The 22,244-nt window shown below is 67.8% G+C and carries 23 protein-coding genes; 5 read left to right on the plus strand and 18 right to left on the minus strand.

Annotated features, from left to right (window positions below; genetic code table 11):
- Positions 1-22 precede the first annotated feature (22 nt).
- The 6 genes from FB560_RS15095 to FB560_RS15120 form a co-directional block, all read right to left on the minus strand.
- A complete protein-coding gene (locus FB560_RS15095; protein ID WP_141873353.1) occupies positions 23-844 on the minus strand; it encodes an IclR family transcriptional regulator in 822 nt (273 codons plus the stop codon).
- A gap of 52 nt (positions 845-896) precedes the next feature.
- Positions 897-2,057 carry a pyridoxal-phosphate-dependent aminotransferase family protein gene (locus tag FB560_RS15100; protein ID WP_141873354.1) on the minus strand — a complete coding sequence of 387 codons (1,161 nt, stop codon included), beginning with the start codon at positions 2,055-2,057 and terminating at the stop codon, positions 897-899.
- Between the two features lie 33 nt (positions 2,058-2,090).
- Positions 2,091-3,026 (minus strand): ABC transporter permease, encoded by a 936-nt coding sequence (locus FB560_RS15105; RefSeq protein WP_141873355.1) that lies wholly within the window; start codon positions 3,024-3,026, stop codon positions 2,091-2,093.
- Positions 3,023-4,177, minus strand: coding sequence for a putative B6 ABC transporter permease subunit 2 (locus FB560_RS15110; protein ID WP_141873356.1), 1,155 nt, complete (start codon positions 4,175-4,177; stop codon positions 3,023-3,025). Before FB560_RS15110 ends, FB560_RS15105 begins: the two co-directional genes overlap by 4 nt.
- On the minus strand, positions 4,174-5,769 hold the full coding sequence (locus FB560_RS15115; protein WP_141873357.1) for a putative B6 ABC transporter ATP-binding protein: 1,596 nt from the start codon (positions 5,767-5,769) through the stop codon (positions 4,174-4,176). The genes FB560_RS15110 and FB560_RS15115 overlap by 4 nt, the downstream gene beginning before the upstream one ends.
- A gap of 81 nt (positions 5,770-5,850) precedes the next feature.
- On the minus strand, positions 5,851-6,939 hold the full coding sequence (locus FB560_RS15120; protein WP_141873358.1) for a putative B6 ABC transporter substrate-binding protein: 1,089 nt from the start codon (positions 6,937-6,939) through the stop codon (positions 5,851-5,853).
- A 178-nt stretch (positions 6,940-7,117) separates the two neighbouring features.
- Between FB560_RS15120 and FB560_RS15125 the strand changes: the two genes are divergently transcribed.
- The 4 genes from FB560_RS15125 (at position 7,118) to FB560_RS15140 (ending at position 10,751) form a co-directional block, all read left to right on the plus strand.
- The gene (locus tag FB560_RS15125) at positions 7,118-7,513 is read left to right on the plus strand and encodes a hypothetical protein (RefSeq protein ID WP_141873359.1); all 396 of its coding nucleotides are present in this window, start codon (positions 7,118-7,120) and stop codon (positions 7,511-7,513) included.
- Between the two features lie 131 nt (positions 7,514-7,644).
- Positions 7,645-8,403 carry a 4-pyridoxolactonase gene (gene pldA, locus FB560_RS15130; protein WP_141873360.1) on the plus strand — a complete coding sequence of 253 codons (759 nt, stop codon included), beginning with the start codon at positions 7,645-7,647 and terminating at the stop codon, positions 8,401-8,403.
- A 67-nt stretch (positions 8,404-8,470) separates the two neighbouring features.
- Positions 8,471-9,205, plus strand: coding sequence for a pyridoxal 4-dehydrogenase, SDR-type (gene pldH, locus FB560_RS15135; RefSeq protein ID WP_141873361.1), 735 nt, complete (start codon positions 8,471-8,473; stop codon positions 9,203-9,205).
- Positions 9,206-9,209: 4 nt separating this feature from the next.
- On the plus strand, positions 9,210-10,751 hold the full coding sequence (locus tag FB560_RS15140; RefSeq protein ID WP_211349996.1) for a GMC family oxidoreductase: 1,542 nt from the start codon (positions 9,210-9,212) through the stop codon (positions 10,749-10,751).
- A gap of 66 nt (positions 10,752-10,817) precedes the next feature.
- Here FB560_RS15140 and FB560_RS15145 read toward each other — a convergent pair whose 3' ends face one another.
- The 7 genes from FB560_RS15145 to FB560_RS15175 are packed head-to-tail and all read right to left on the minus strand — an operon-like array spanning position 10,818 to position 16,354.
- Positions 10,818-11,537, minus strand: coding sequence for an amidohydrolase family protein (locus FB560_RS15145; protein WP_141873363.1), 720 nt, complete (start codon positions 11,535-11,537; stop codon positions 10,818-10,820).
- Between the two features lie 10 nt (positions 11,538-11,547).
- Positions 11,548-12,003 (minus strand): YbhB/YbcL family Raf kinase inhibitor-like protein, encoded by a 456-nt coding sequence (locus FB560_RS15150; RefSeq protein WP_141873364.1) that lies wholly within the window; start codon positions 12,001-12,003, stop codon positions 11,548-11,550.
- 14 nt (positions 12,004-12,017) lie between these two features.
- Positions 12,018-12,857 (minus strand): alpha/beta fold hydrolase, encoded by an 840-nt coding sequence (locus FB560_RS15155; RefSeq protein WP_141873365.1) that lies wholly within the window; start codon positions 12,855-12,857, stop codon positions 12,018-12,020.
- Positions 12,857-13,792, minus strand: a complete 936-nt coding sequence (locus tag FB560_RS15160; RefSeq protein WP_141873366.1) for a 3-hydroxyacyl-CoA dehydrogenase NAD-binding domain-containing protein — start codon at positions 13,790-13,792, stop codon at positions 12,857-12,859. The genes FB560_RS15155 and FB560_RS15160 overlap by 1 nt, the downstream gene beginning before the upstream one ends.
- A gap of 29 nt (positions 13,793-13,821) precedes the next feature.
- Positions 13,822-14,601, minus strand: coding sequence for a class II aldolase/adducin family protein (locus tag FB560_RS15165; RefSeq protein ID WP_141873367.1), 780 nt, complete (start codon positions 14,599-14,601; stop codon positions 13,822-13,824).
- Between the two features lie 41 nt (positions 14,602-14,642).
- Positions 14,643-15,224 (minus strand): amino acid synthesis family protein, encoded by a 582-nt coding sequence (locus FB560_RS15170; protein WP_141873368.1) that lies wholly within the window; start codon positions 15,222-15,224, stop codon positions 14,643-14,645.
- Entirely contained in the window at positions 15,221-16,354 is a 1,134-nt protein-coding gene (locus FB560_RS15175) for an FAD-dependent oxidoreductase (protein ID WP_211349997.1), read from the minus strand. Before FB560_RS15175 ends, FB560_RS15170 begins: the two co-directional genes overlap by 4 nt.
- Positions 16,355-16,578: 224 nt before the next feature.
- Here FB560_RS15175 and FB560_RS15180 point away from each other — a divergent pair, with 224 nt between their 5' ends.
- Positions 16,579-17,409: an SDR family NAD(P)-dependent oxidoreductase gene (locus FB560_RS15180; protein WP_141873369.1), complete on the plus strand. Its 831-nt coding sequence runs from the start codon at positions 16,579-16,581 to the stop codon at positions 17,407-17,409.
- On the opposite strand, the gene FB560_RS15185 is transcribed toward FB560_RS15180, so the two are convergent.
- The 5 genes from FB560_RS15185 to FB560_RS15205 all read right to left on the minus strand — a co-directional run bounded on the left by FB560_RS15185 (position 17,378) and on the right by FB560_RS15205 (position 22,210).
- On the minus strand, positions 17,378-18,211 hold the full coding sequence (locus FB560_RS15185) for a sugar nucleotide-binding protein (RefSeq protein ID WP_141873370.1): 834 nt from the start codon (positions 18,209-18,211) through the stop codon (positions 17,378-17,380). The two genes, FB560_RS15180 and FB560_RS15185, sit on opposite strands and share 32 nt — an antisense overlap.
- A gap of 62 nt (positions 18,212-18,273) precedes the next feature.
- A complete protein-coding gene (locus FB560_RS15190) occupies positions 18,274-19,053 on the minus strand; it encodes an amino acid ABC transporter ATP-binding protein (protein ID WP_141873371.1) in 780 nt (259 codons plus the stop codon).
- Positions 19,046-19,984, minus strand: coding sequence for an amino acid ABC transporter permease (locus FB560_RS15195; protein WP_141873372.1), 939 nt, complete (start codon positions 19,982-19,984; stop codon positions 19,046-19,048). Before FB560_RS15195 ends, FB560_RS15190 begins: the two co-directional genes overlap by 8 nt.
- Before the next feature lie 55 nt (positions 19,985-20,039).
- The gene (locus FB560_RS15200) at positions 20,040-20,978 is read right to left on the minus strand and encodes an ABC transporter substrate-binding protein (RefSeq protein WP_141873373.1); all 939 of its coding nucleotides are present in this window, start codon (positions 20,976-20,978) and stop codon (positions 20,040-20,042) included.
- A 29-nt stretch (positions 20,979-21,007) separates the two neighbouring features.
- Positions 21,008-22,210: a cysteine desulfurase-like protein gene (locus FB560_RS15205; RefSeq protein ID WP_141873374.1), complete on the minus strand. Its 1,203-nt coding sequence runs from the start codon at positions 22,208-22,210 to the stop codon at positions 21,008-21,010.
- Positions 22,211-22,244 lie beyond the last annotated feature (34 nt).

The raw sequence follows: 22,244 nt of genomic DNA on the forward strand, positions 1-22,244 counted from the left end.
CGACCGGGATCCGGACGGCGGCTCAGCCGAATCGCGCCGCCAGGGAGCTCTCGAGCTCGGACGCCGCGGCGCGCACGGCTTCGGTGATCTCGGCCCGGTGCTCTTCCGAGAGACGATAGGCGGGCGCGACCACGGTGATCGCTCCGATCACCGTGCCGTCGGAGCGTATGCCGGCCGCACTGGCCCACACACCCTGATCGACCTCGCCGGCGCTCTCGGCGTACCCCGACGCACGGATCTCATCGAGGTCGTGCTCCAGACGCTGGCGCACCGGCTTGGTCAGCGTGGAGCCGACGCGCTGCAGGTACTGGTTCAGCTTCGCGGGTGGCAGCGAGCTGAGCAGCAGCTTTGCCGCGGCGCCGCTGTGCAGCGGCATGAGGTGACCGGGCTGGAACGAGATGGAGATCGGATGGTCCGACTCGGCGATCGCGAGACACACCGCCGAATCGTTCACGCGGCGAAGGTACAGCGCCGTCTCACCCGTGGTCGCGGCCAGCCGATTAAGGATCGGCTGCGCCTGGGCGCGGTAGTCGAAGGTGGCCTCGGCGGCGCGGGCGAGACGCAGCACCTGCGGCGACAGCACGAACCTGCCCTTCTCCCGCTCCTCGATCAGGTCCATCTCGCGCAGCAGCGAGATGTAGCGGTAGGCGCTCGGCACGGAGATGTCGTGATCCTCGAGAAGGTTCTCGAGCGTCAGCTCGGGAGCGGACTCCGTGAACTGCAGCAGGATCTGCAGGGCTCTGCGGGCGCTGTCCACGCCTTTGGTGCGTTGCGGGTGCGCATCTGCCGCAGCGGCCTTCTCGCCGCCCTCCTGCTCCGCGGGTACCTGCGCTTCATTCACCATCGGAAGCCCTTCCGTCGATCTCGTCACGGCTGATGAACATCATCGCCGCATGTCAGACCCGGCGTGCGCTCAACACGGCGAGTGCGGCATCCATGCCATCTCCGATGTCCACCGGAACCCCGAGATCCGCGAGCGTGCGGCCCAGTGCGGCCAGTCCGATGAGGGAGTGGAGACCTCCCGCCGTGGGGCCCATATGGGAGAGACGTACGAGATTGCCCGCCCCCTGGCCGTGCGACAACATCACACCATACACGTCTCGTGCGTGGTCGCGGACGACCGCGTTGTCGATCGAATCCGGCAGCCGGATCGAGGTGACGCACGCCGACATGATCTCTTCGCGGACGGCCCAGAACTCGAGGCCCATCGCCCGCGCACCGGCGCGGGTGACGTCGGCCGCAGCCTCATGGCGGGCGATCACCGCATCGATCCCCTCCTCCAGCGCCTGGTCGAGCGCGGACTCGAGTCCGTACATGTCGCTCACCGAGGGCGTATAGGGGAAGCGCCCCTCCCCGAGCCACTTCTCCTTCCAGTCGATCAGCGACAGGTAGGAGTCCCGGGGCGCCGCGGGATTCGCGTAGATGGCCTCCCATGCCCGCGCACTGACCGAGACGAGCGCCACTCCCGCAGGACCGCCCAGGCACTTCTGCCCTCCGGCCACGCAGATGTCCAGCCCCCAGGCGTCGGTCTCCCACTCCATGCCGAGCACCCCGGAGACGGTGTCGATGTAGGTGAGGATTCCCCGATCACGGCACATCGGTCCGATCGCCGCGACATCGGTCACCGTTCCGGACGGCGTCTCGGAGGCGACCAGACAGACCATCCGGATCTCGGGGTGCGCGTCCAGATACTCCTCCACGCGAGCCGGGTCCACGGCATCGTCGTAGCCCACCTCGATCTCGTGGAGCACCGCACCGAAGCCGGCGATCCAGTACCCGGTCCCCTTGCCGAACACCCCCTGCACCAGGTTCAGCACATGCATCCCCGGCGTGATGAGGGAGCGGAGAGCGCCCTCCAGCGCGACGATCGCCTCCCCCTGCATCAGGATGATGTCGTTCCCCGTGCGGAAGACCTCGGCGACCTTCTGCTCGGTACGCCGGAAGCCCGCTTGGAACTCCGGGTCGTAGTGATAGAGGATCGGGCGGCCGAGCGCGGCCTGCGTGCGCGGGGTGACCGTGACGGGGCCCGCGGAGAGCGTGAAGTCGGGAAGTGCCATGGAAGGGTTCCTCTCAGAGTGGAGCGACGCGCGTCAGCGCGCGCCGCGCATGTAGGCAGCGCCCAGCGCGGGCGGGACGACCGAGCTGCGGGCGAAGACGATGAGCGTGATCATGACGACGACGAACGGCAGCATCTTGATGAAGTCCGCGGGCACGTTGAACCCGATCACCTGCAGAGCAGGGCCGATCGCGACCGCGAGCCCGTAGATCATCGAGGTGAGGATCACGAGCGACATGCGGCCACGCGAGAGCATCGTGATCACGATCGCGATGAAGCCGAGGCCGTTCGTGATCATCGGGGTGAAGGTCGACGTGGTGAGTATCGCCAGGTACGCACCGCCGAGTCCGACGAACACGCCGTTGAGGATCACCGCCTGCGAGCGGGTCTTCATGACGCTGCCTCCCGCCGCATCCAGCGAGGAAGGCTTCTGACCCGCCGCTCGCGTCGACAGACCCCAGTTCGTCCGAGTGAGCAGGAAGCCCACCGCGATCACCAGGAGCAGCATGATCCAGAAGATCGCAGACTGCTGGAACACCGCGGGGCCGATGACCGGGATCTCCGAGAGACCGGGGATCGCGAAGGCCGGCGGCTTGCCCAGCCCCGTGGTGGTCTTGGCGTAGTTCTGCAGGTAGAGCACGGAGGTCAGTCCCTCACCCACGAGCGTCACCGCCAGTCCGATCACGATCTGATTGAGCCCGAGCCACACGTTCAGGATCAGCATCGCGAGGTTCGCGACGACGCCTCCCACCGCCCCGGCGAGCATGCCGAGCCAGAAGCTCCCGGTGACGAGAGTGGCGACGAACCCGGAGTAGGCCCCGATGAGCATGACTCCCTCGATGCCGAGGTTGAGCACGCCGGCCTGCTCGCCCACGGTCTCTCCCGCGGAGGCGAGGATCAGGGGCATCGCCTGGGCGAGGACGGTGACGATGAACACCGTCACGAAGGTCGCGGAGACCAGGTCGCTCATGAGGTGGTCCTTCCGTCGCGGGCGAACGGGCGCGTCAGAGTGCGACGCAATCCCGGCGGCAGATAGCTCTGTCCGAGGCGGCGTCGATCGCCGATGTACTCGGTGATGGTCATGAAGATGAGGATGAGTCCGACGATCACGAGCAGGAAGTCGACATTGAGTCCGGCCTGCTGCGTCGCGAGCGTGCCCCCCGTTGCGAGCACCGCGTAGAACGCGACCAGCGGGATCGACCCCACGGGACTCAGCCGCGCGAGGAACACGAACGGGAGGATCGCGGCACCGTAGGCCGGGTTCCAGTTCGCGCGCTGGTAGCTGTACTGCCCCAGGATGTCGATAGCACCGGCGAAGGCGATGATGCCACTCGAGAGCGCGAAGATCAGGATGACCATCCATGTCGAGTTGATGCCCACATGGCGGGCCGCCTTCGGGCTCGCGCCGAACACGTCGAGCCGCAGCCCGAACGATGTGCGGCTCAGCACGAACTGGGCGAGAACCGCGAGCAGCAGCGCGATGATGAAGCCGATGTGGATCTCGGTCCCGGGGATGTACGGCAGCAGCTGATCGTCGGGGATCACACGGGTCTGCGGCATCGGGGTGTTCGGATCCTTGAGCGGTCCCTTGATCGCCAGATTGACGACGCCGATCGCGATGAACGACATCACGAGAGAGGTGATGATCTCGTTGGTGCCGTACCGCGCCTTCAGGATCGCGGGAACGAGCGACCAGACGGCGCCCAGCGCGACGGCGGCGATGAAGATGATCAGCGTCGCGAGCCAGGCGGGCATGACCGCGAACAGCACGGGACCCCCTCCCGAGGCGACCAGCGCCCCGAGCAGATACTGCCCGTTGTAACCGAGGTTCCAGAGCTGTCCACGGAACGCGACGATCAGCCCCAGGGCGACGATGAGGAGCGGCGCCATCAGCACGAGGCTGCGCTGCCAGTTGTCACCCGTGATCCCGTATGTCCAGACGCCGGCGAAGAAGTCCAGGGGGTTGGTGCCCATCGCCAGCATGATCAGGCCCGACGTGATGAGGGCGAGCAGGACCGGGAGCACGGAACGGGCGAGGTCCGCGCCGATGCGCTGTACGCGGCTGGGAGGCACGATGGCCATCGACGCCGTGGTGGTGGGGCCGGGAGCGGTCGTCGTCATGCGCTCACTCCTTCGATCGCACCGGTCATGTGCTGACCCACCTTCTCGGCCGTACCCGGCCCGTCGTTGATGACGCTGCCGACGAGGCGGCCGCGGGAGATCACCTCGATGCGGTGGGAGAGCTCGACGAGTTCGTCGAGATCCGTCGAGAGCAGCAGCACCGAACCGCCGTTCGCGGCGAAGTCGATGAGGATCTCGCGGACCAGCCGCACGGTCTTGAGGTCGAGCCCGTAGGTGGGCTTGTTCACGATCACGAGGCGCGCCCCGTGCGTGAGTTCACGCGCGAGCAGGATCTTCTGGATGTTGCCACCGGAGAGCGTGCCGGCGCGCGTCGCGGGCGAGGGCGTACGGATGCCGTACTCCTCGATCAGGCGTTCCGCCTCGGCGTCGACGACCTTGTCCTGGATCTGCCCCCACTTCCAGAAGGGGCGCTGGCCGATCCGTTTGATGACGAGGTTGAGCGAGACCGGCATGGAGCCGACGGTTCCCTCGTGCAGTCGGTCGTCCGTGACGTAGCGCAGACCGAGCTGCTGACGCCCGCGTACGCCGAGCCGCGTCACATCCTGCCCGTCGAAGAGCACCGTGCCCTGCGAGGCCGGGCGCTGACCGGCGATCACCTCGGCGAGCGCACCCTGCCCGTGCCCGTCGATCCCCGCGATTCCGAGGATCTCGCCCTCGTGCACCTGGAGCGTGGCTGCTTCGACCTCGACATCGCGGCCGAGTCCATGGCTGGACACCCCGGTGAGCGAGAGGCGCACCGGGCTCTCGCTCCGGTCGATGCGCACGGTCTCCCTGGTGGTCTCGGTCGCGCCGGCGAGCTCGGCGGCATCGTCGACCTTCGCGAGGTCATCGCCGAACATGGCGTGCAGGATCGCGTCCTGCGCCTGGGCCTCGGAGTGGACGGCGAGCTCCTCGACCGAGATGTGCCCGACGTTGCGCCCCCCGCGCAGAACCGTGACGCAGTCGCCCATCGCGTAGGCCTCGCGCAGCTTGTGGGTGATGAAGACGATCGCGAGCCCCCGCGCCTTGACTCTCTCGATGCTCTCACCGAGGTGTTCGATCGCCTGGGGGGTGAGCATCGACGTCGGCTCGTCGAGGATGAGCAGACGGCTGCCCTTCCACATGGCCTTCGCGATCTCGACCTGCTGCTGCTGGCCGAGCCCCAGATCCGCGGCGAGCGCGTGCGGTTCGATGCGGACGCCGAGCAGTTCCGACAGCTCCTCCAGACGCTGGAGAGCCGACTTCCGGTCGAGCAGGAAACCGTTCTCACCCAGCATCAGGTTCTCGAGCACGGTGAACGCCGGTACGAGCGTGGAGTGCTGATGGACCACGCCGATGCCGTGGTCCACCGCTGCGCGCGGCGAGTTGATCGGCGTGAGCACGCCGTCGATCGAGATGGTTCCCGAGTCGGGCTGCTGCATCCCGGCGAGGATGCTGATGAGGGTGGACTTGCCGGCGCCGTTCTCGCCGAGAAGGCAGTGGACCTGACCGCTGACGATGTCGAGCGAGATCCGATCGTTCGCCACGACGCCGGGGAAGGCCTTGGTGATCTCGTGCAGCGAGATCACGCTCGGCTCTGTGGGTGATGACACGTGTGCTTCTCCTTGCGATGTGTACGCCTGGGCATCGGTGCCGGGAAGGGCGTCCCGGCACCGATGGTGTTCCGCGGGTGGTCAGGCGCCCTTGGCGGCGATGACGTCGTTCACCTGGGCGGCGTTCTCCGCCGCGGTGGGCACGATCGATCCGTCGGCGATACCGGCCTTCGCGGTCTCGATGGCCGCCTGGATCTCCGCCGTCAGGTTGTCGGTCTCCTGCAACGAGAGCCCGCCGTTGTCGACCGTGAGCGCGTAGCCCTGCTCGCCGAAGGTGCCGGCCTCCACGTCCTTGATGGCCTGCTCGTAGGTGGACGCGTAGTTCCACAGCACGGAGGTCAGCAGGACGTCGGTGTTGCTCAGGCCCGCTGTGACGTCGCCGATGTCGGCGATGTACTTGACGCCGTCCGCGGCCTCGACGGCCTGGAGGTATCCGTGCGTCGCACCGTCGCCCATGCCGAAGATGACGTCGGCACCCGAGGCGATCAGCTGCTCGGCAGCGGTCTTGCCGCCGGCCGCATCCGCGTACGCCGCCGGACCGACGGACGTGTAGAGCACGGAGATGGTCGGATCGACGCTGTAGACGCCCTCCGCGAAGCCGGACGACATCTTGAACCAGTTGAGGTCATCGGCCGACACCACGATGCCGACGGTCTTGCTGGTCGTCGTCATGGCCGCCGCGATGCCGGCGAGGTAGCCGCCCTCCTGCGCCTCCGTCTTGGTGACGGCGATCTTGCCCGGGATGTTCTCTCCGGCGTCCTGGATGAGGATCGGGACGTTCTTCGCCTGGGCGACGCTCGTCGCGGCGACACCGTAGCCGGAGGCGTGGGCGATGATGAACTGCGCTCCGCTGTCAGCGACCTGACCGAGGACGGTCTCGGTGTTGTCCCAGCCGGCGTCGGGGACGAGCGTGACCTCGATGCCGAGCGACTCCGACGCCGCCGTGGCGCCGTCGAGCCCTGCCTGGTTCCATCCGAAGTCCGACTCGTTCTCGGGGGCGACGAGCGCGAACTGCTCGACGGTCGCGCCCGCCTCGCTGCTCGGCTCCCCCGAGGGGGAGTCGCCTCGACCGCCGGAGCAGGCGGCGAGGCTGAAGGCGATCACGACGATCGCGGCGGCTGTGGCTGTGCGTGTGCTGCGGCGCGGTGCGCCGCTCAGGGTAATAGGCATTGCCGAAGATCCTCTCAGTCGGAAAGTCCCGATCCTCGTCGCCGTGCCAGGGCAATCTTTCTCACAATGTGTCGGGATAGCGATACAGTATGAGAAACGCAGCGACGCGTCAACGGTGAGATTCAGGATTTACACCCCGGAAACACGATCCCTCGATGATGTGGGTGGAGGTGCCAACATGGCTCGACAGAACATGAGCGCGTACGTCGCGCTGGCTTTCATTCTCGCCCTGACCGGTTGCGCTGCACAGCCGGCGCTGTCCGACAGGGACGCTGCCGCGCTCGCGCAGCTCGATGCGGTGGCCGGCCCGACGTCGGGTGTCGACGCCGACGCCATCACCGACACGGAGTGCTGGCTGCCCTCGGAGCACATGCTCGAGGAGGGCGTCGACTCCGACACGATGTGGCGCGTCCTGTGCCGGGTGCACTACAAGACCCCGACGAGCGAGCGCTATCAGGACACCACCTGCATCGGCGACTTCGCGGCCGAGCCCATGCTCGACCACTGCTACCGCTGGACCCACTACGACTTCGCCCAGGTGTTCGAGGACCACCCCGGAGTGGGCGCCAGCTGACCGCTCGCTCCGGATGCCGGTGTTTCCGGCGGGTAAAACTCCCCAATGACCTCTTGACACCTTCCCCGTTGTTCTCATAGCTTGAACGTCAATTACCGCAATATGAGAATCTATGAAAGGTAAGGTCAGCGATGACGGACCCGAAGGTCTATCTCCTCGACGGGGGAACCCTCGTCATCGACGAGTCGGACGTGCACTGGCACATCAACGCCGGCAACCCCGTGCGCTTCCCGGTCTACAGCGTGCTCATCGAGCATCCTGACGCTCTCATCCTCTACGACACCGGTTTCGATCTCGACCACGTGAACCGCGTCCTGCCGTTCGAGCTGCCGGAGCAGAGCGCCGAGCAGACCATTCCCGCGCAGCTCGCGAAGGTGGGGTATGCGCCGGAGGACGTCGACATCGTCGTCAACTCCCACTTCCATTTCGATCACGTCGGCGGGAACAAGTTCCTGACGAAGGCCACCACGCTCGTGCACAAGGAGGAGCTCCGCCACGCGAAGGTGCCGGAACCCTTCGAGCGTCTCGGATACTCCGACCTGTCGTTCGACCACGACTCCGTGACGTACAAGCCGATCTCGGGAGACTACGAGATCGTGCCGGGCGTGTGGCTCTTCGAGACCCCCGGTCACACGATCGGGCATTACTCCCTCCTGGTCGAGCTCGAGAACGAGAAGAGCATGCTCTTCTGCGGCGACGCGGCGTACACGCACACCACTCTCGAGAAGGAGTGGATCGCCGGCTTCCATCTCGACCCGACGAAATCCATCGAGGCGATCCGTCGGCTGAACTACCTCGCCCGCACCAAGAACGCCGATGTCTATCCCTCGCACGAGCTCGAGCCCTACACGACGTGGAAGCTCGCGCCCGACTACTACGGCGGCAACTGAGCGCGACCACCCGGCACACCAGCCGACACACCACACCCGACAGCAGGAACAGAAGGAGCATCAGGACATGGCCGAGAAAGAGCAGCGCGTCGCGATCGTGACCGGAGCCGCGCAGGGCATCGGTGCGGCAATCGCCGAAGAGCTGGCAGCGGATGGCGTGAAGGTCGTCGTCACCGACATCAACGCCACCGGCGCCACGGCGGTGGCCGAGCGGATCGGCGGCGTCGCGAAGGCCCTCGACGTCAGCGACCCCGATGCCGTCGCGGCCGTGGTCTCGGAGGTGGTCGACGAACTCGGGCGCATCGACATCCTCGTCAACAACGCCGCCCTCGTGCCGCTCACCGCATGGGAGGACATCACGTTCGCGGAGTGGCGACGCGTCATGTCGGTCAACCTCGACGGCATCTACCTCATCACGCACGCGGTGACCGAGGTCATGGGCCGCGCCGGATACGGCCGCATCGTCAACATCGCTTCGAACACCTTCGTCGCGGGCACCCCGAACTGCGCGCACTACGTCGCGACGAAGGGCGCATCCATCGGCCTCGTGCGCGGCCTGGCCGGCGAACTCGGCAAGAACGGCATCACGATCAACGCCGTCGCCCCCGGCATCATCGCGAGCGAAGGCGTGCTGAACGGACCCCACGTGAACGGGTTCGACTACGTGGTGCCGATGCAGGCGTTCGACCGCCGCGGATTGCCGCAGGACGTCGCTCCTGCCGTCGCCTTCCTGGCCTCGGAGAAGGCCGGGTGGATCACGGGCCAGACGCTCGTGGTCGATGCCGGCCACACGCGCAACTGACTCCATGCACGCCGACATCCTCATCATCGGTGCCGGCTCGGCGGGCAGCGTCCTGGCGAATCGCCTGAGCGCTGACCCGTCGCGGCGGGTCGTCGTGCTCGAGGCCGGCGCCCGGGTGGATGACCCCGACATGCGCCGCCCCGAGCTCTGGCCGTTCATCCACGGACGCTCCTACGACTGGGACTACCGCACGGTGGCACAGCCGGGCCTCGGTGGACGCCGTCTCGACTGGGCACGTGGGAAGGGGCCGGGCGGATCGAGCCTCGTGCACGCCATGGCCCACATGCGCGGATGCCGTGCGGACTTCGACCGGTGGGTGGAGGCCACCGGCGACGCGCGGTGGTCCTGGGACGCGCTTCTGCCCCACTTCCGCCGCATGGAGACCTTCTCAGGAGGGGCGGATGAGGTGCACGGCGACACGGGACCGCTCCCCGTCCTGCTGCCGGGGCCGGAGCTGTCGAGCCCGCTCGTGGCGGACTACCTCTCGGCATGGAACGCGCTGGGCGTACCGCGCATCGCCGACCACAACGGCGGGGAGATGCTCGGGGCCACACCGAACTCCCTGACCATCCGCGACGGCGAGCGGGTCACGGTCGCCGACGTCTACCTCGACCCGGTGGTCGATCGCCCGAACCTGACGCTCCTCACGGGCGTCACGGTGCATCGGCTCGTGATCGAGCGCGGCCGCGTGACGGGCGCGAGAGTGACCAGGGGCGGACAGGACGAGACCATCGAGGCCGACGAGGTGATCCTCGCCGGCGGATCCATCGGAGATCCGCTGCTGCTCATGCGCTCGGGCGTGGGCGACCCCGAGATACTCGCCGGCGCGGGCGTCGAGACGGTGCTCGAGTCGCGCGGCGTGGGACGGAATCTGCACGATCACCTGCTCGGCGCCGGCAATGTCTACCGGGCGCGACGCGCCGTGCCCCCGACGCGCTTGCAGCTGTCGGAATCCATGACGTACCTGTCGCTCGCGGGACTCGATCGCACCGAGGGCGCCGCCGACATCGTCGTGGGCTGCGTGATCGGCCCGAGTATGTCGGAGTCCTTCGCGCCTGCGGAGCGCGAGGGCGCCGTTCCCGGCGAGGCGTACACGCTGCTGTTCGGTGTCACGAACCCCACGAGTCGCGGTTCGCTGCGCATCTCCGGCCCGGAGATCGACGACGAGCCCGTGATCGATCCCCGGTATCTCCAGACCGAGCACGACCGTGCGGCGTTCCGCGCCGCACTCGCGCATGCACGTCTCGTGGGCGCATCGGCGGGACTCGACGAGTGGCGCGACCGTGAGCTGCTGCCCGCGGCCGACCTGAGCGACGCCGCGGCCGACGCGTTCATCGCCCGCGCCGCGATCACGCATCACCACCCGGTGGGAACCGTGCGGATGGGGGCCGACGACGACGCTCCGGTGACGCCCGACCTCCGCTTCCGCGGCCTCGACGGACTGCACGTGGTCGATGCCTCCGTGATCCCCTCGATCACCGCGGGCCCCGTGCATGCCTCCGTGCTCGCGATCGCGGAGTCCTTCGCGGACACCTATCCGGGCTAGCGGCTGCAGAGAAGAAGCCCGGCACGACCTCGCGGTCGACCGGGCTTCTTCTGCGCGCCGTCCGGGTCAGACGTCCGCGCCCAGGAACAGTCGCTGCGCCGTGCGATGCATGACGTCCTCGAGGTCCTCGGCGTCGAGTCCCGCGAGCTGCACCTTGAGCTGCTCGACCTTCGGCTCATGCCACGGACCGTCGGAGCCGTACATGACCCGGTTCGATCCGACCTTGCGCACCGCTTCGAGGATCTTGATGCTCATCGGCATTCCACTGGTCTCGAGCCAGACGTTCGGGTGTCTCTGTGCGACCCCGATCGACGCATCGATGTAGATGATGTTGCCGTGTCCCATGTGACCGAGGATGATCTTGGCGTCCTCGTAGCGTGCGATGAGCTCCTCGATGCTCCACGGCAGCGAGAAGATCGGATGCCCGCAGTGGATGAGCGCCGGCAGATCGCGTTCGATCAACAGCTCGATGATCGGCCAGACCATCGGATCGTCCGGATGGAACCCATCCATCAGCGGGTGCAGCTTGACCCCGCGGAACTTCGGATCGTCCAGGAAGTCCTTCAGCTCCGGGATCGGATCGCCGAGCTTGGGATTCGCCCAGTACAGCCCGTAGGCGCCGGGGATGTCCTGGATGACCCGCCGCACCATCGCGTTGTCCTGGTGGAAGACGAAGCCGGTGTCGATGTCGTTCTTCGCGAGGTACTCGGCGAGGTGATCCTCGTCGAGCTTCACACCGAACGTCGGGAAGTCCCCGACGTGCATGTGGGCATCGGTGATCGACATGATCGGATGCTCAGCGCGAGAACGTACCGACGTAGCGGGCCTGCTCGATGATCGAGTCGGCGTGGGACGCGAGGAACTCCTCGCGGGTCGGCGTTCCCTCGACGCGCGCACTCAGCGCGTAGACCCAGAAGTAGTAGTGATGCTGCCCGTGCCCGACCGGCGGCTGTGGACCGAACCACGCCGTCTGCGTCGTCCCGTTCGGCGCTTCGCGGATGCCCTCGGCTGCCAGGTCGAGCGTGGCGGCATCGGCCGGGATGCCGTAGACCGCCCAGTGGGTGAACCCCTGCGCCAGCGGTGCGTCAGGATCGTGCACGACGACGGCGAGCTCGACCGTGCCTGCGGGGGCGCCGGAGAGCGCGATGGCGGGGACCTCGTTGCCGCCGTCCGCCGTGAGGCGGTCGGGGATGCGGGCGAGGCCGTCGAAGTCGGGGCTCGAGATGGCGAGCTTGTCGATGAAGAGAGGCATGGCTTCCTTTTCGGTCAGATGCCGAGAACGCGGGCGATCTCGGCGGCGACGAGGAGCGGATGCTCCTCGGGGATGTAGTGGTCTGCGTCGTCGACGACGACCCAGCGGTCGTCCGGGCGATCGGCGCGCGCGCGTCGCCAGGCCTGCTCGCTCACGATCCTGCTGTCGGCACCGCGCAGGTGGGTCATCGTCGCGGAGACATCGCGGAAGGCGGCGTCCCACGGCGTCCGGAATCCCTCGATCAGCAGGCGCATGGCGCGCTTGTCCGCACGGGCGACCCAGCGGCCGTCGGCGTCCTGCACATAACCCCATCGCGCGCGACGCGCGATCGCGCCGGGGAGGATCGCGGTGTAGCGGGCGCGCAGGTACTCCTCGATCTCGGCGACGTCGTCGAACGACCGGAAGCCGTCCGCGACGCGCGTGTCGAGCACGTCGAGGACCGAGTCCTCGACGTAGGGCGTGTAGTCCACGACGACGGCGCCCGTCACCCGATCCGGATGCCGGGCCGCCGCGACCCAGGCGTTGCGCCCGCCGAGCGAGTGCCCGGCGACCACGGCATCCGCGATGCCGAGTGCGTCGAGAACCGTGACGACATCAGCGGCGAAATCCGAGGCCCCATAGCCGGTGGCCGGCTTGTCGCTGCGCCCATGCCCGCGCTGGTCGAGCGCGACCACGGTCGCCCGATCCGCGAGCGCATCGCCGACGGGTTCCCAGACCGCATGGTGGGCCGAGGTGCCGTGCAGCAGCACGACCGCGGGGCCGGACCCCCGCACGCGGAAAGCGATGTCGACATCGGCGCCCTGCGTGCGGAGGAGTCCGTCCTCGATGGTCTCGACCGATACCTCGGCGACCATCAGACCTCGGGGATGGAGGAGAGCGTCTTGCGCGCGGCGATGAGGCCGGTGATGATCTCCTTGCGCTTGGCGTCGACGTCTCCCGGACCGTACTCGTACATCCCGGCGCCGGACTTGAACCCGAGCTTGCCTTCGGCGATCTTGTCGAGGATCAGCTTCGGGGTCTCGGTGCTCGCATCCAGCTCCTTGTTCAGGTAGCCCGAGACGGCCTGGTAGATGTCGAGACCGGCCATGTCGAGGAGACGGGTCGGTCCGACCACGGAGAGCTTGTAGCCGATGCCCCACTTGACGCACGCGTCGAGACCCTCGGGGGTGACGATGCCCTCGTCGAGCAGCGCCATGCACTCGCGCAGGATCGCGTACAGCACGCGGTTCTCGACGAAGCCGGGGATCTCCTTCTCGAGCACCGGCACATAGTCGAACGCCTTCACGATCCCGATGAGCTTCTCGACCAGCGCGGGATCGGTGTCCTCACCGGGGATGACCTCGATCATCGGGATCAGGTGCGGCGGGTTCGACCAGTGCATGCCGATCAGACGTCCCGGCAGGGTCATGCTCTTGCCCATGGTCGTGATCGGGATGCCGGACGTGTTCGTGGCGATGATGACCTCGTCGCCGATGCGGGCCTCGAGGTCGGCGAGCACCTTCTGCTTGAGGTCGAGACGCTCGGGAACCGCCTCGATGATCAGCTCACTGCCTTCGAGGGAGGCATCGAGGTCGGTCCCGAAGGTGACCGAACCCCCGGGTGCCGAGGGCGAGTCGACGGCGGCGAGGACGCCCTGGACCACGCCGTACGCCGCTTCCGCACGTTCGATGGCCTCGGTGGAGATGTCGTACAGGCGTACGGTCACGCCCGCACGGGCGAGGGTGGCGGCGATGCCGGGGCCCATGGTTCCGGAACCCACGACGGTGGCGATGCGGGGAAGGCTGCTCATGATCGTTGCTCTCTTTCGGTTGGTGTGGGTCAGATGGCGGGCGGGAGAGCGATCGGCGAGATGCCGATGCCGTAGGTGGCTTCCACGCGCTCGAGGCGACGGTTGAAGTACGTCCAGAAGTTGTGCTGCGCCTTGGCCGGGTAGATCCGGTCGAACTTCTCCCTGGTCTCCTCCGGTGTCGGCTCGATCGGCGTGAATCCGGAAGCACCGAGGTCGACCTGGAAGCGGGCCGCCTTCTCGAGGAAGATGCCCGTGAGCGTCACCTCGGCGACCGTCGAGCCGACGAAGGCGATGCCGTGGTTGGCGAGCAGCAGCGCCTGCGCGTCGCCGAGCGCGGCGGCCGCGGCGACGCCGAGCGGCACCGTGGTGATGATGTGGCTCGTCTCGGCGAAGCGCGGCACTCCCTCATAGGCGAACCAGACCCCGTGGTTGTTGTACGGCTTGAGCTGTTCATGCGAGGCACCCAGCAGCGTCGAGAAGTGCGCGTGGGAATGACCGACGAAGTTCACGTCGGGGCGCGCCTTCATGATCTCCGCATGCAACGGCCATTCGAGATGCCGCAGCCCCGTGCCTTCGAGCACGTTGCCGTCGAAGTCGATCAGGATGAAGTCGTCACCCTCGACCTCGCTCAGCGCGAGATTGCCGCGCTTGAGCCAGAGCCCCCGCCCGAAGGGATCGCGGAACGAGAGGTGCCCCATCGACATGTCGCCGTGGCCCTCCAGCTCGAGGATGCGATGCGCGCGGGCCACGTCGGCGAGCACGCTGGCGATGGACTGGTCCTCGTAGTACTGCGAATGCGTGTAGGTCACGCTGTCTCCTCGGGGTGTCGGCGCCCGTGCGGGCGATGCTCTCAGGGTCGGGCAAGGACTTCGGCGGCGGTGATGCCACCGACGCGGGCGTTCAGACGCCCTCCGGTGGCGACCGCGGCGATGATGACGAGCTCATCGGGGCGGGGCGCATCGGGCAGCGTCAGCGTGATCGCGTCGTAGTGCGACCGCACGTAGACCTCATCCTTGTACGCGAGGGGGATGTCGATCGAGCTTCCGGCTGCGGCGGATTTGGTGGCGGACGAGATCCACGCCTCTCCTCCGCCGATGGCGTCGCGGAATGCGTTGCCGAAGACCGTGGTCACGCACGCGACGACGTGCTCCTGCTCGCCGTCGAGTCCGGCGATGCCGCCCTTGCCGTAGCTCTCGGCAGGACGCCCGCCGAGGAGGGCCAGCGCCCGGGCGCCGAGCTCGGTGCCCAGACTCGCACTGGGGTCGATGAGCGGCGACAGATCCTCGACCCAGCGTCCGGCGAAGGGATTCTTGATCACGACGGCGACCGCGGCCTTGACGAGAGGGAGGGCGGGCGCGGGGCCGACCTCGTGCAGCGTCTCCTGCACGAAGGAGTGGAACGCGCGGACCTGGTAGACGGAATCGATGCTCATGCGGGGACCTCGTGTCGGTGCGGATCGGTCGGGTTGTAGAGGGCGGTGGTCACGGTCTCGCCTTGGAACTGGTTGCCCTTGGCCATCTCGCGGGTGTCGGCGTACCACTGGGAGCGGTCCTGCGCGAGGTCGGTCAGCGGACGCTCGAGGCGCTCCCACTCCTGCAGCGCCTCGGGGATCGACGCCGCCTCGGTCGCGGCGGCGGCCAGGGTCCAGGCGTTCTGCATCGCGCACCCGGCCCCCTGCGCCAGCGCGGGGCACATGGCGTGGGCGGCATCGCCGATCAGCGCGACCTTGCCTTCGGTCCAGTGGTCGAGGCGCGTCGTCTGGTAGCCGTAGTAGCGTCCGGGGATCTTCGCCGCATCCGCCAGCACGGGAGCCAGCTGCGGGAACACCGAGGTCCACAGGTCGAGGTCGATCGGCACGCGCGAACCCTGCGCATCGGCGGCGGGCGCCATCAGTGCGATGTAGAGCTCCTGATCGTTCGCCGGGGTGTAGAGCACGCGCAGCACGCGGGGCTCGAGGTTCCAGAAGTCGATGACGTTGTCCCACTCGGTGTCGGGCTCGAGCGCCTGCAGTTCGGCCTTGCGGCGGGGAACGAGGAAGCGCGTGATGCCATCGCGCGAACGCTGACGCTCGAGCGGGATGCCGAGCGAGTCGCGCACGGCCGATCCGACTCCGTCGGCACCGATGATGAGGTCGGCCTCGGCCGTCTCGCCGTTCGCGAACGAGATCGTCCCGTCGGCCGTCGCGCCGGTGACCTCGGATCCGCTGATGATCTCGACGCCGGCCTCACGCGCGGCGACCAGCAGGGTCTGGTGCAGGTGCGGACGGGTGAGGGTGCGCCAGCGGATGCCGTCGAGTGTCTCCTGCGACTGGATGACGTTGTTCATGCGCGTCTCGTACGCCGGGGGTGTCATGGAGTTCGACATGAGATCCGGACCGGCCTTGATCTTGTCGAGCACCTGGAGGCTGTTGTTCCACAACACGATCCCCGCTCCCTCCGCACGCAGCTCGGGGCTGCGCTCGTGGAGTCGCACGCTCCAGCCCATCTGTGCCAGGGCGGTGGCTGCGGTGAGACCCGCGAAGCCGCCACCCGAGATCTCGGCGTGGCGTCGGCGTTCTGTCATGTCGCTCTCTCTCTTCCTGTCGGCCGCACTTCGGCGCCGGGACAGCGGATCACCGAACTCGTAATTCTCATATTCTGAGCGGTGATTCTCGCAATGGTAGAGATTCTGCCCTGTCTGTCCGCCGTCGCGCAAGAGATTCGTCGCGACAGGCCCAACGTTTTACGTCGCCGTAACGTGGGCGCCCCTCCCGGACGACATTCGCGGAACCCGCATACTGTGCTCTCATGACTGTTGTCGCACTGATCACCGGAACCTCCTCGGGCATGGGGCTGCACGCCGCCGTCGAACTGGCGCGGCAGGGGCTTCACGTCGTCGCCACGATGCGGGATGTCGGGCGAGCCGAGCGCCTGCAGGCCGCCGCCTCCGCCGCGGGGGTGCCGGTCGATGTGCGCGCTCTGGACGTGGTCGACCACACGGCGGCGGCCACCCTCGTCGCCGAGGTCGAGGCCGAGCTCGGCGGCATCGACGTGCTCCTGAACAACGCCGGGCGCGGGAGCGTCGCCACGGCCGAACAGGCGAGCATGCAGCAGGTGCGCGACCAGCTCGAGGTCAACTACCTGGCACCTGTGAACCTCACCAAGCTGGTGCTGCCCGGCATGCGCGAGCGCAGGAGCGGGCAGATCCTCACGATCACGAGTGTCGGCGGTGCGGTCGGCCAGCCCTTCGCCGACACCTACTGCGGTGCGAAGTTCGCGGTGGAGGGGTTCATGCAATCCCTCGCGCCCGTCGCCGAGCGCTTCGGCATCCGGGTCAGCGTGATCGAGCCCGCCGCGGTCGCGAGCGACTTCGTCGACAACGCCGAGCGGCCCGACACCGACGGCCCTTACGGCGCACTGCTCGACGCCTACCTCGCGCGCACCGCCGGAGCCTTCGCGAACGCGCAGACGGCGGAGTCCGCCGGAGCGGCCATCGCCGCGGCCGTGCTGTCGGATGAGTACCGATTCCGCTGGCAGACCTCCGAGGGCGCCACCGCGTTCGTCAGCGCCTCACTGGCCGACACCGACGGCAGCCGCGTGCTCGGCTTCACCCGTGGGTGGATCGCGGCGGGCTCGTGAGCATCGCCGCGTAGCCCGCCTCATACGTCGGATACTCCAGTTCGCCCAGCACGGCGCGCAGCAGCGAACCGTCGAGCACCGTGCCGGTCGGAGCGGCGGAGACGTCATCCGGCGGCACCTCCAGGCCGAGGGTCTGCGCGATGAACGCGACCACGTCGCCCAGCGGTGCCGGCGCTGCGTCCACCGCGTGCAGCACGCGCGGCGGCTCCGGCATCCGCAGCAGCACCTCCAGCGCGCGCACGAGGTCGGCGTCATGGATGCGGTTCGTGCGGCGGCGGTGGTTCACGGTCGCGTGCTCGCGCACCTGGCGGATCAGGAAGTCGCGCCCCGGGCCGTAGATCCCCGCCGGGCGCACGATGACGGCATCGAACAGGTCGATCGCCGCGCGCTCTCCGTCGCGCAGCTCCTGCGCGCGCTCGGTCACGGGCGCGGGATCATCCTGCTCCGTGATCGGGCGCTCCGCTCCCCGCCCCTCGAACACTCCGGTCGACGAGACGAAGACCGTGCGGGCGGGGACCGCGGGCAGCGCCGCGGCCAGATGCGTCAGCGCCGTGCGGTAGCCGGAGGGACCGCTCGGCGGGAGCGTCACGACCATCGCGTCGACCGGTGGCAGCGGTTCGGGCAACGGAGCCGAGAGGTCAGCCCTGATCCCGATGACACCGTCGGGCAGGGTGCCGTCGCTCCGCCGCACCGCGAAGACCTCCCCGCCGTCGGCGCGCAGCCGCGGTGCGAGGAGCCCTCCGAGCTTGCCGTATCCGACGAGGAGCGTACGGGCGGGTGCGGGTGTGCGGGACGAAGTCATCCGTCCCAATCTGTCACACGACGGCGAGGTCCAGCCCCGCCGACACATCGCCGGCGGGGCCGTCAGGCATCTCTGGTCGAGCTCGCGATGAACTGCCGCGTGCGCTCGTGCTGCGGGTTCTCGAAGAAGTCCGCAGCAGAGGCATCCTCCACGATCTCGCCGCCGTGCATCAGCACGACGCGATCAGCGACCTCGCGCGCGAATCCCATCTCGTGCGTCACGACGATCATCGTCATCCCCTGCCGCGCGAGCTCGGTCATGACTTTCAACACCTCCCCGACGAGTTCAGGGTCGAGGGCGCTGGTCGGCTCGTCGAACAGCATGAGCTGCGGCTTCATCGCCAATGCCCGCGCGATCGCGACACGCTGCTGCTGCCCGCCGGAGAGCTGGGCCGGATAGTGCTCCATCTTGTCGGCGAGTCCGACGCTCTCCAGCAGCTCGCGCGCCTCCGCCTTCGCCGCTGCACCCGACAGTCGCCGCACTGCACGCGGCGCTTCCATGACGTTCTGCAGGGCGGTCATGTGCGGGAACAGATTGAAGCGCTGGAACACCATTCCGATGTGAGCTCGCTGCGCCGCCATCCCTCGCTCGGTGAGCTCGCGGACTCCGTCGCGATACTCGCCGAAGCCGACGAGCATCTCGTCGACCCAGATCTGCCCGGCATCGATCTTCTCCAGCCGATTGATCGCCCGCAGGAGCGTGCTCTTACCCGCGCCAGAGGAACCGAGCAGACAGACGACCTCGCCCGCGCGCACATCCATCGTGATGTCGCGGAGCACGGTGTTGTCGCCGAAGGACTTCTTGACCTGCCGGATGCGCACGAGCGCCGTGTTGTCATTCATCGATACCTCGCCGGGAGAAAGGGGGACGCACGAGTGCGTTGCGGATGGCCGTCCGGAGATTCCGCGGACGACCGCGTCGGGTGCTGCCGTCGAAGGCGCGTTCCAAGTAGAACTGGCCGATGCTCGCGATCGTCACGATGATCATGTACCAGACCGCCGCAGCGAACAGCGTCTCCATCACCTCGAGATTGCGGCTGGAGATGTTCGCTGCCGCCTTCACGAGCTCGAAGTAGGTCACCACCGACGCCAGCGAGGTGGTCTTGAGCATGTTGATGAAGTTGTTGCCGGTTGGCGGAATGATGATGCGCATGGCCTGCGGCAAGATGATGCGGGCCAGCGTACGCATCGGGCTCATCCCGAGGGCATGTGCAGCCTCGGTCTGGCCGCTGTCGATGCCTTTGAGCCCACCGCGGATGATCTCGGCCATGTAAGCGCTCTCGTTGAGCGCGAGACCCAGGAGCGCGGCGGTGAACGCGGTCATGATGGCATTGGTCGGCTGATCGATCAGCGTCCAGTCCGTGAACGGCACGCCGATCACGATGCGGTCGACCACCAGAGCGAGGTTGTACCAGACGAGGATCTGCACGAGCACGGGGACGCCGCGGAAGATCCAGATGTACCCGGTCGCGACCGACGTGGCGACCGGGTTGCGCGAAATGCGCATGATCGCGATGACGACGCCGATGATTACAGCCACCAGCTGCGCCGCCACCGCGAGCACCACCGTGTTCCAGGCCGCTTGAGCCATGGTGTCGAGCACCACGTACTGCAGCACATGCGGCCATTGGATGCGTGCCCCGGCGAGCACGACGATGATGCCGGCGACAGCGGCGAGCACGATCAGCGCGCTGACCCAGCGCCAGAAGTGCAGCCGACGGTAGAGCTTGGGTCCTGCGACCGAGACGGAGGCGAGGGGAGCAGTAGTGTTCACGGGTTCCTTTCCGGAGGAGGTGTGCGGGAGCGACCGACGGCCGCCCCCGCCGCACTCACTTCCCCGCGTTGATCTCGACCGTCTCGATGGCTCCGGCCTGGAGCCCCCAGGCGGCGAGGATCTCGCCGTACGTGCCGTCGTCGATCAGCGACTGCAGCGCCGCGGCGAGCGCTGCCCGCAGCTCCGGCGTCTCCTTGTTGACTCCGATGCCGTAGAGCGCCCCCTCGAGCGGGGGCAGGTCGACGACCTCGAAGTCCTCGCCCCCGTTGGCCGTCTGGGCGACGTAGACGAGGTTCGCCAGATCGTTGAGCTCGGCGGTCACGCGTCCGGTCTTGACCGAGTTGAGACGCTGCTGGTCGCTGTTCACGGTGACGACGTCGATCGCCTCTGCCCCGTCGGCAACGCACTTCTCACTCAGCGCGAGGGCCCATGCCTCCTGTGAACTGCCGACGCCTGCGGTCACGCCGTGCCCGCACAGATCCGCAGGCTCGGCGATGTCATCGGGATTGCCCTTCGCGACGAGGATGCCGATCCCGGTCTTGAAGTAGTCGACGAAGTCGACCATCTCTTGACGATCGGGGCGATCGTTCATACCGGCCATGGTGAAGTCGACACGCTGCGACTGCAAGCTCGTGATGAGGTTCTCGAACGCGGAGTCGTTGTAGGCGACGTCGAGACCGAGTCGCTTCGCCATCGCGGTGGCGAGATCGACCTCGTACCCGATGGGCGTCGCCCCGTCGGCCGCATAGAAGTTGGCAGGTGGGAACTGCAGGTTGGAGCCGACCTGAAGCACTCCGGCGTCCGTGTACTGCGCCGGCAGCAGCGCGGCGATCTCGGCATCCTCTTCGACCCCGGAGACGATCGCCGCCGCCGGCTGGTCGTCTGCGGCGGGCGCCGACGACTCGTCCGTGTCGGTGGGGAGTGTCGACGTGCACGCGGACAGGGCCGCGATGCCGACGAGGGAGAGGGCGAGGAGGGAAAGACGTGACTTCATTGTGTGTCCTTTCGGGTGGGGTGGAATGTTCAGAGGGTGAGTGCGCGCACCGCATGGAGAAGACGATCGACATCTTCGACCGAGGTGTACGGGGCGATGCCCGCCCGCACCGCGCCGTCGCGCAGATCGGCCCAATCCTCGGCCTCGATCGCGTAGAAGCTGCCGCCCATCACGGCGACGTCCGCTCGCCCGAGTGCCGCGCAGACCTCGGCTGTGGTGCGGCCGTCGATACGGAAGAGGGCGGTCGGCACGTGCGTGCTCGGCGCACCGATGCGCTCGACGCCGTCGATCTCCGCGAGGCCGGCGATGAGCCGCTCGAAGAGAGCATCCTCGTGCTTCGCGACCGCCTCGTAGGAGCGCTCCAGCCGCTCGCGGCGCGTGCCGTCCCCGGGGATGACGTCGGCCAGGAACTCCACCGTCTCTGTCACCCCGGCCAGGAGCTCATAGGGCAGAGTGCCCAGCTCGAACCTCTCGGGAACCTGCATGGTCGACGGGCGGAGCTTGTCGGGGACGAGGGCCTCCAACTTCTCGACGCTGGATCCCAGCACGCCGATGTGAGGACCGCAGAACTTATACGGCGAGCACACGATGTAGTCGGCTCCGAGGGCGACGGCATCGACGAGCTCGTGGGCCGTGTAGGCGACGGCGTCGACGTAGATCTCCGCTCCGACCGCGTGCACGGCTGCCGCGATCGCCGCGATGTCCGGCGCCGTGCCGTACAGGTTCGACGCCGCGGTCACGGCGACGAATCGCGTGCGGTCGCTGAGCACGCGACGTACATCATCGGCTGTGAGGTCACCGGTCTCGCGGTCGAAGTCGATCCAACGCAGGGTCGCGCCGGACAGGTCAGCGGCGAGCACCCACGGACGTACGTTCGCGTCGTGGTCGAGGCGACTCGCGACGATCTCATCGCCGGGGCCGAGGCGACGGGCGACGGCTCTGGCCACGTCGAACGTGATCTGCGTCGCGCTGCGGCCGAAGAACACAGCGCGCGGATCAACGTTCAGCAGGTCGCCCATCGCGGCACGGGCGCCGCGCACGATGCGGTCTGCGTTCTGCTCACTGTAGTTGTTTCGACCGCGCTGCGAGACGGGACTCACCATCGCGTCGCGGATGGCGTCGGCGACGCGGGTCGGGGTCTGGGTGCCACCGGGCGCATCGAACAGGGCGCTTCCGGTGCGCAGGGCGGGGAACTGCTGGCGGACACGGGACAGAGGGTAGGTCGAGGACATGGTCGAACTCCAGGCAGAGACAGAGGCGGCGCGT

Origin of the sequence: Microbacterium saperdae, assembly GCF_006716345.1 — a bacterium.
GTDB lineage: Bacteria > Actinomycetota > Actinomycetes > Actinomycetales > Microbacteriaceae > Microbacterium > Microbacterium saperdae.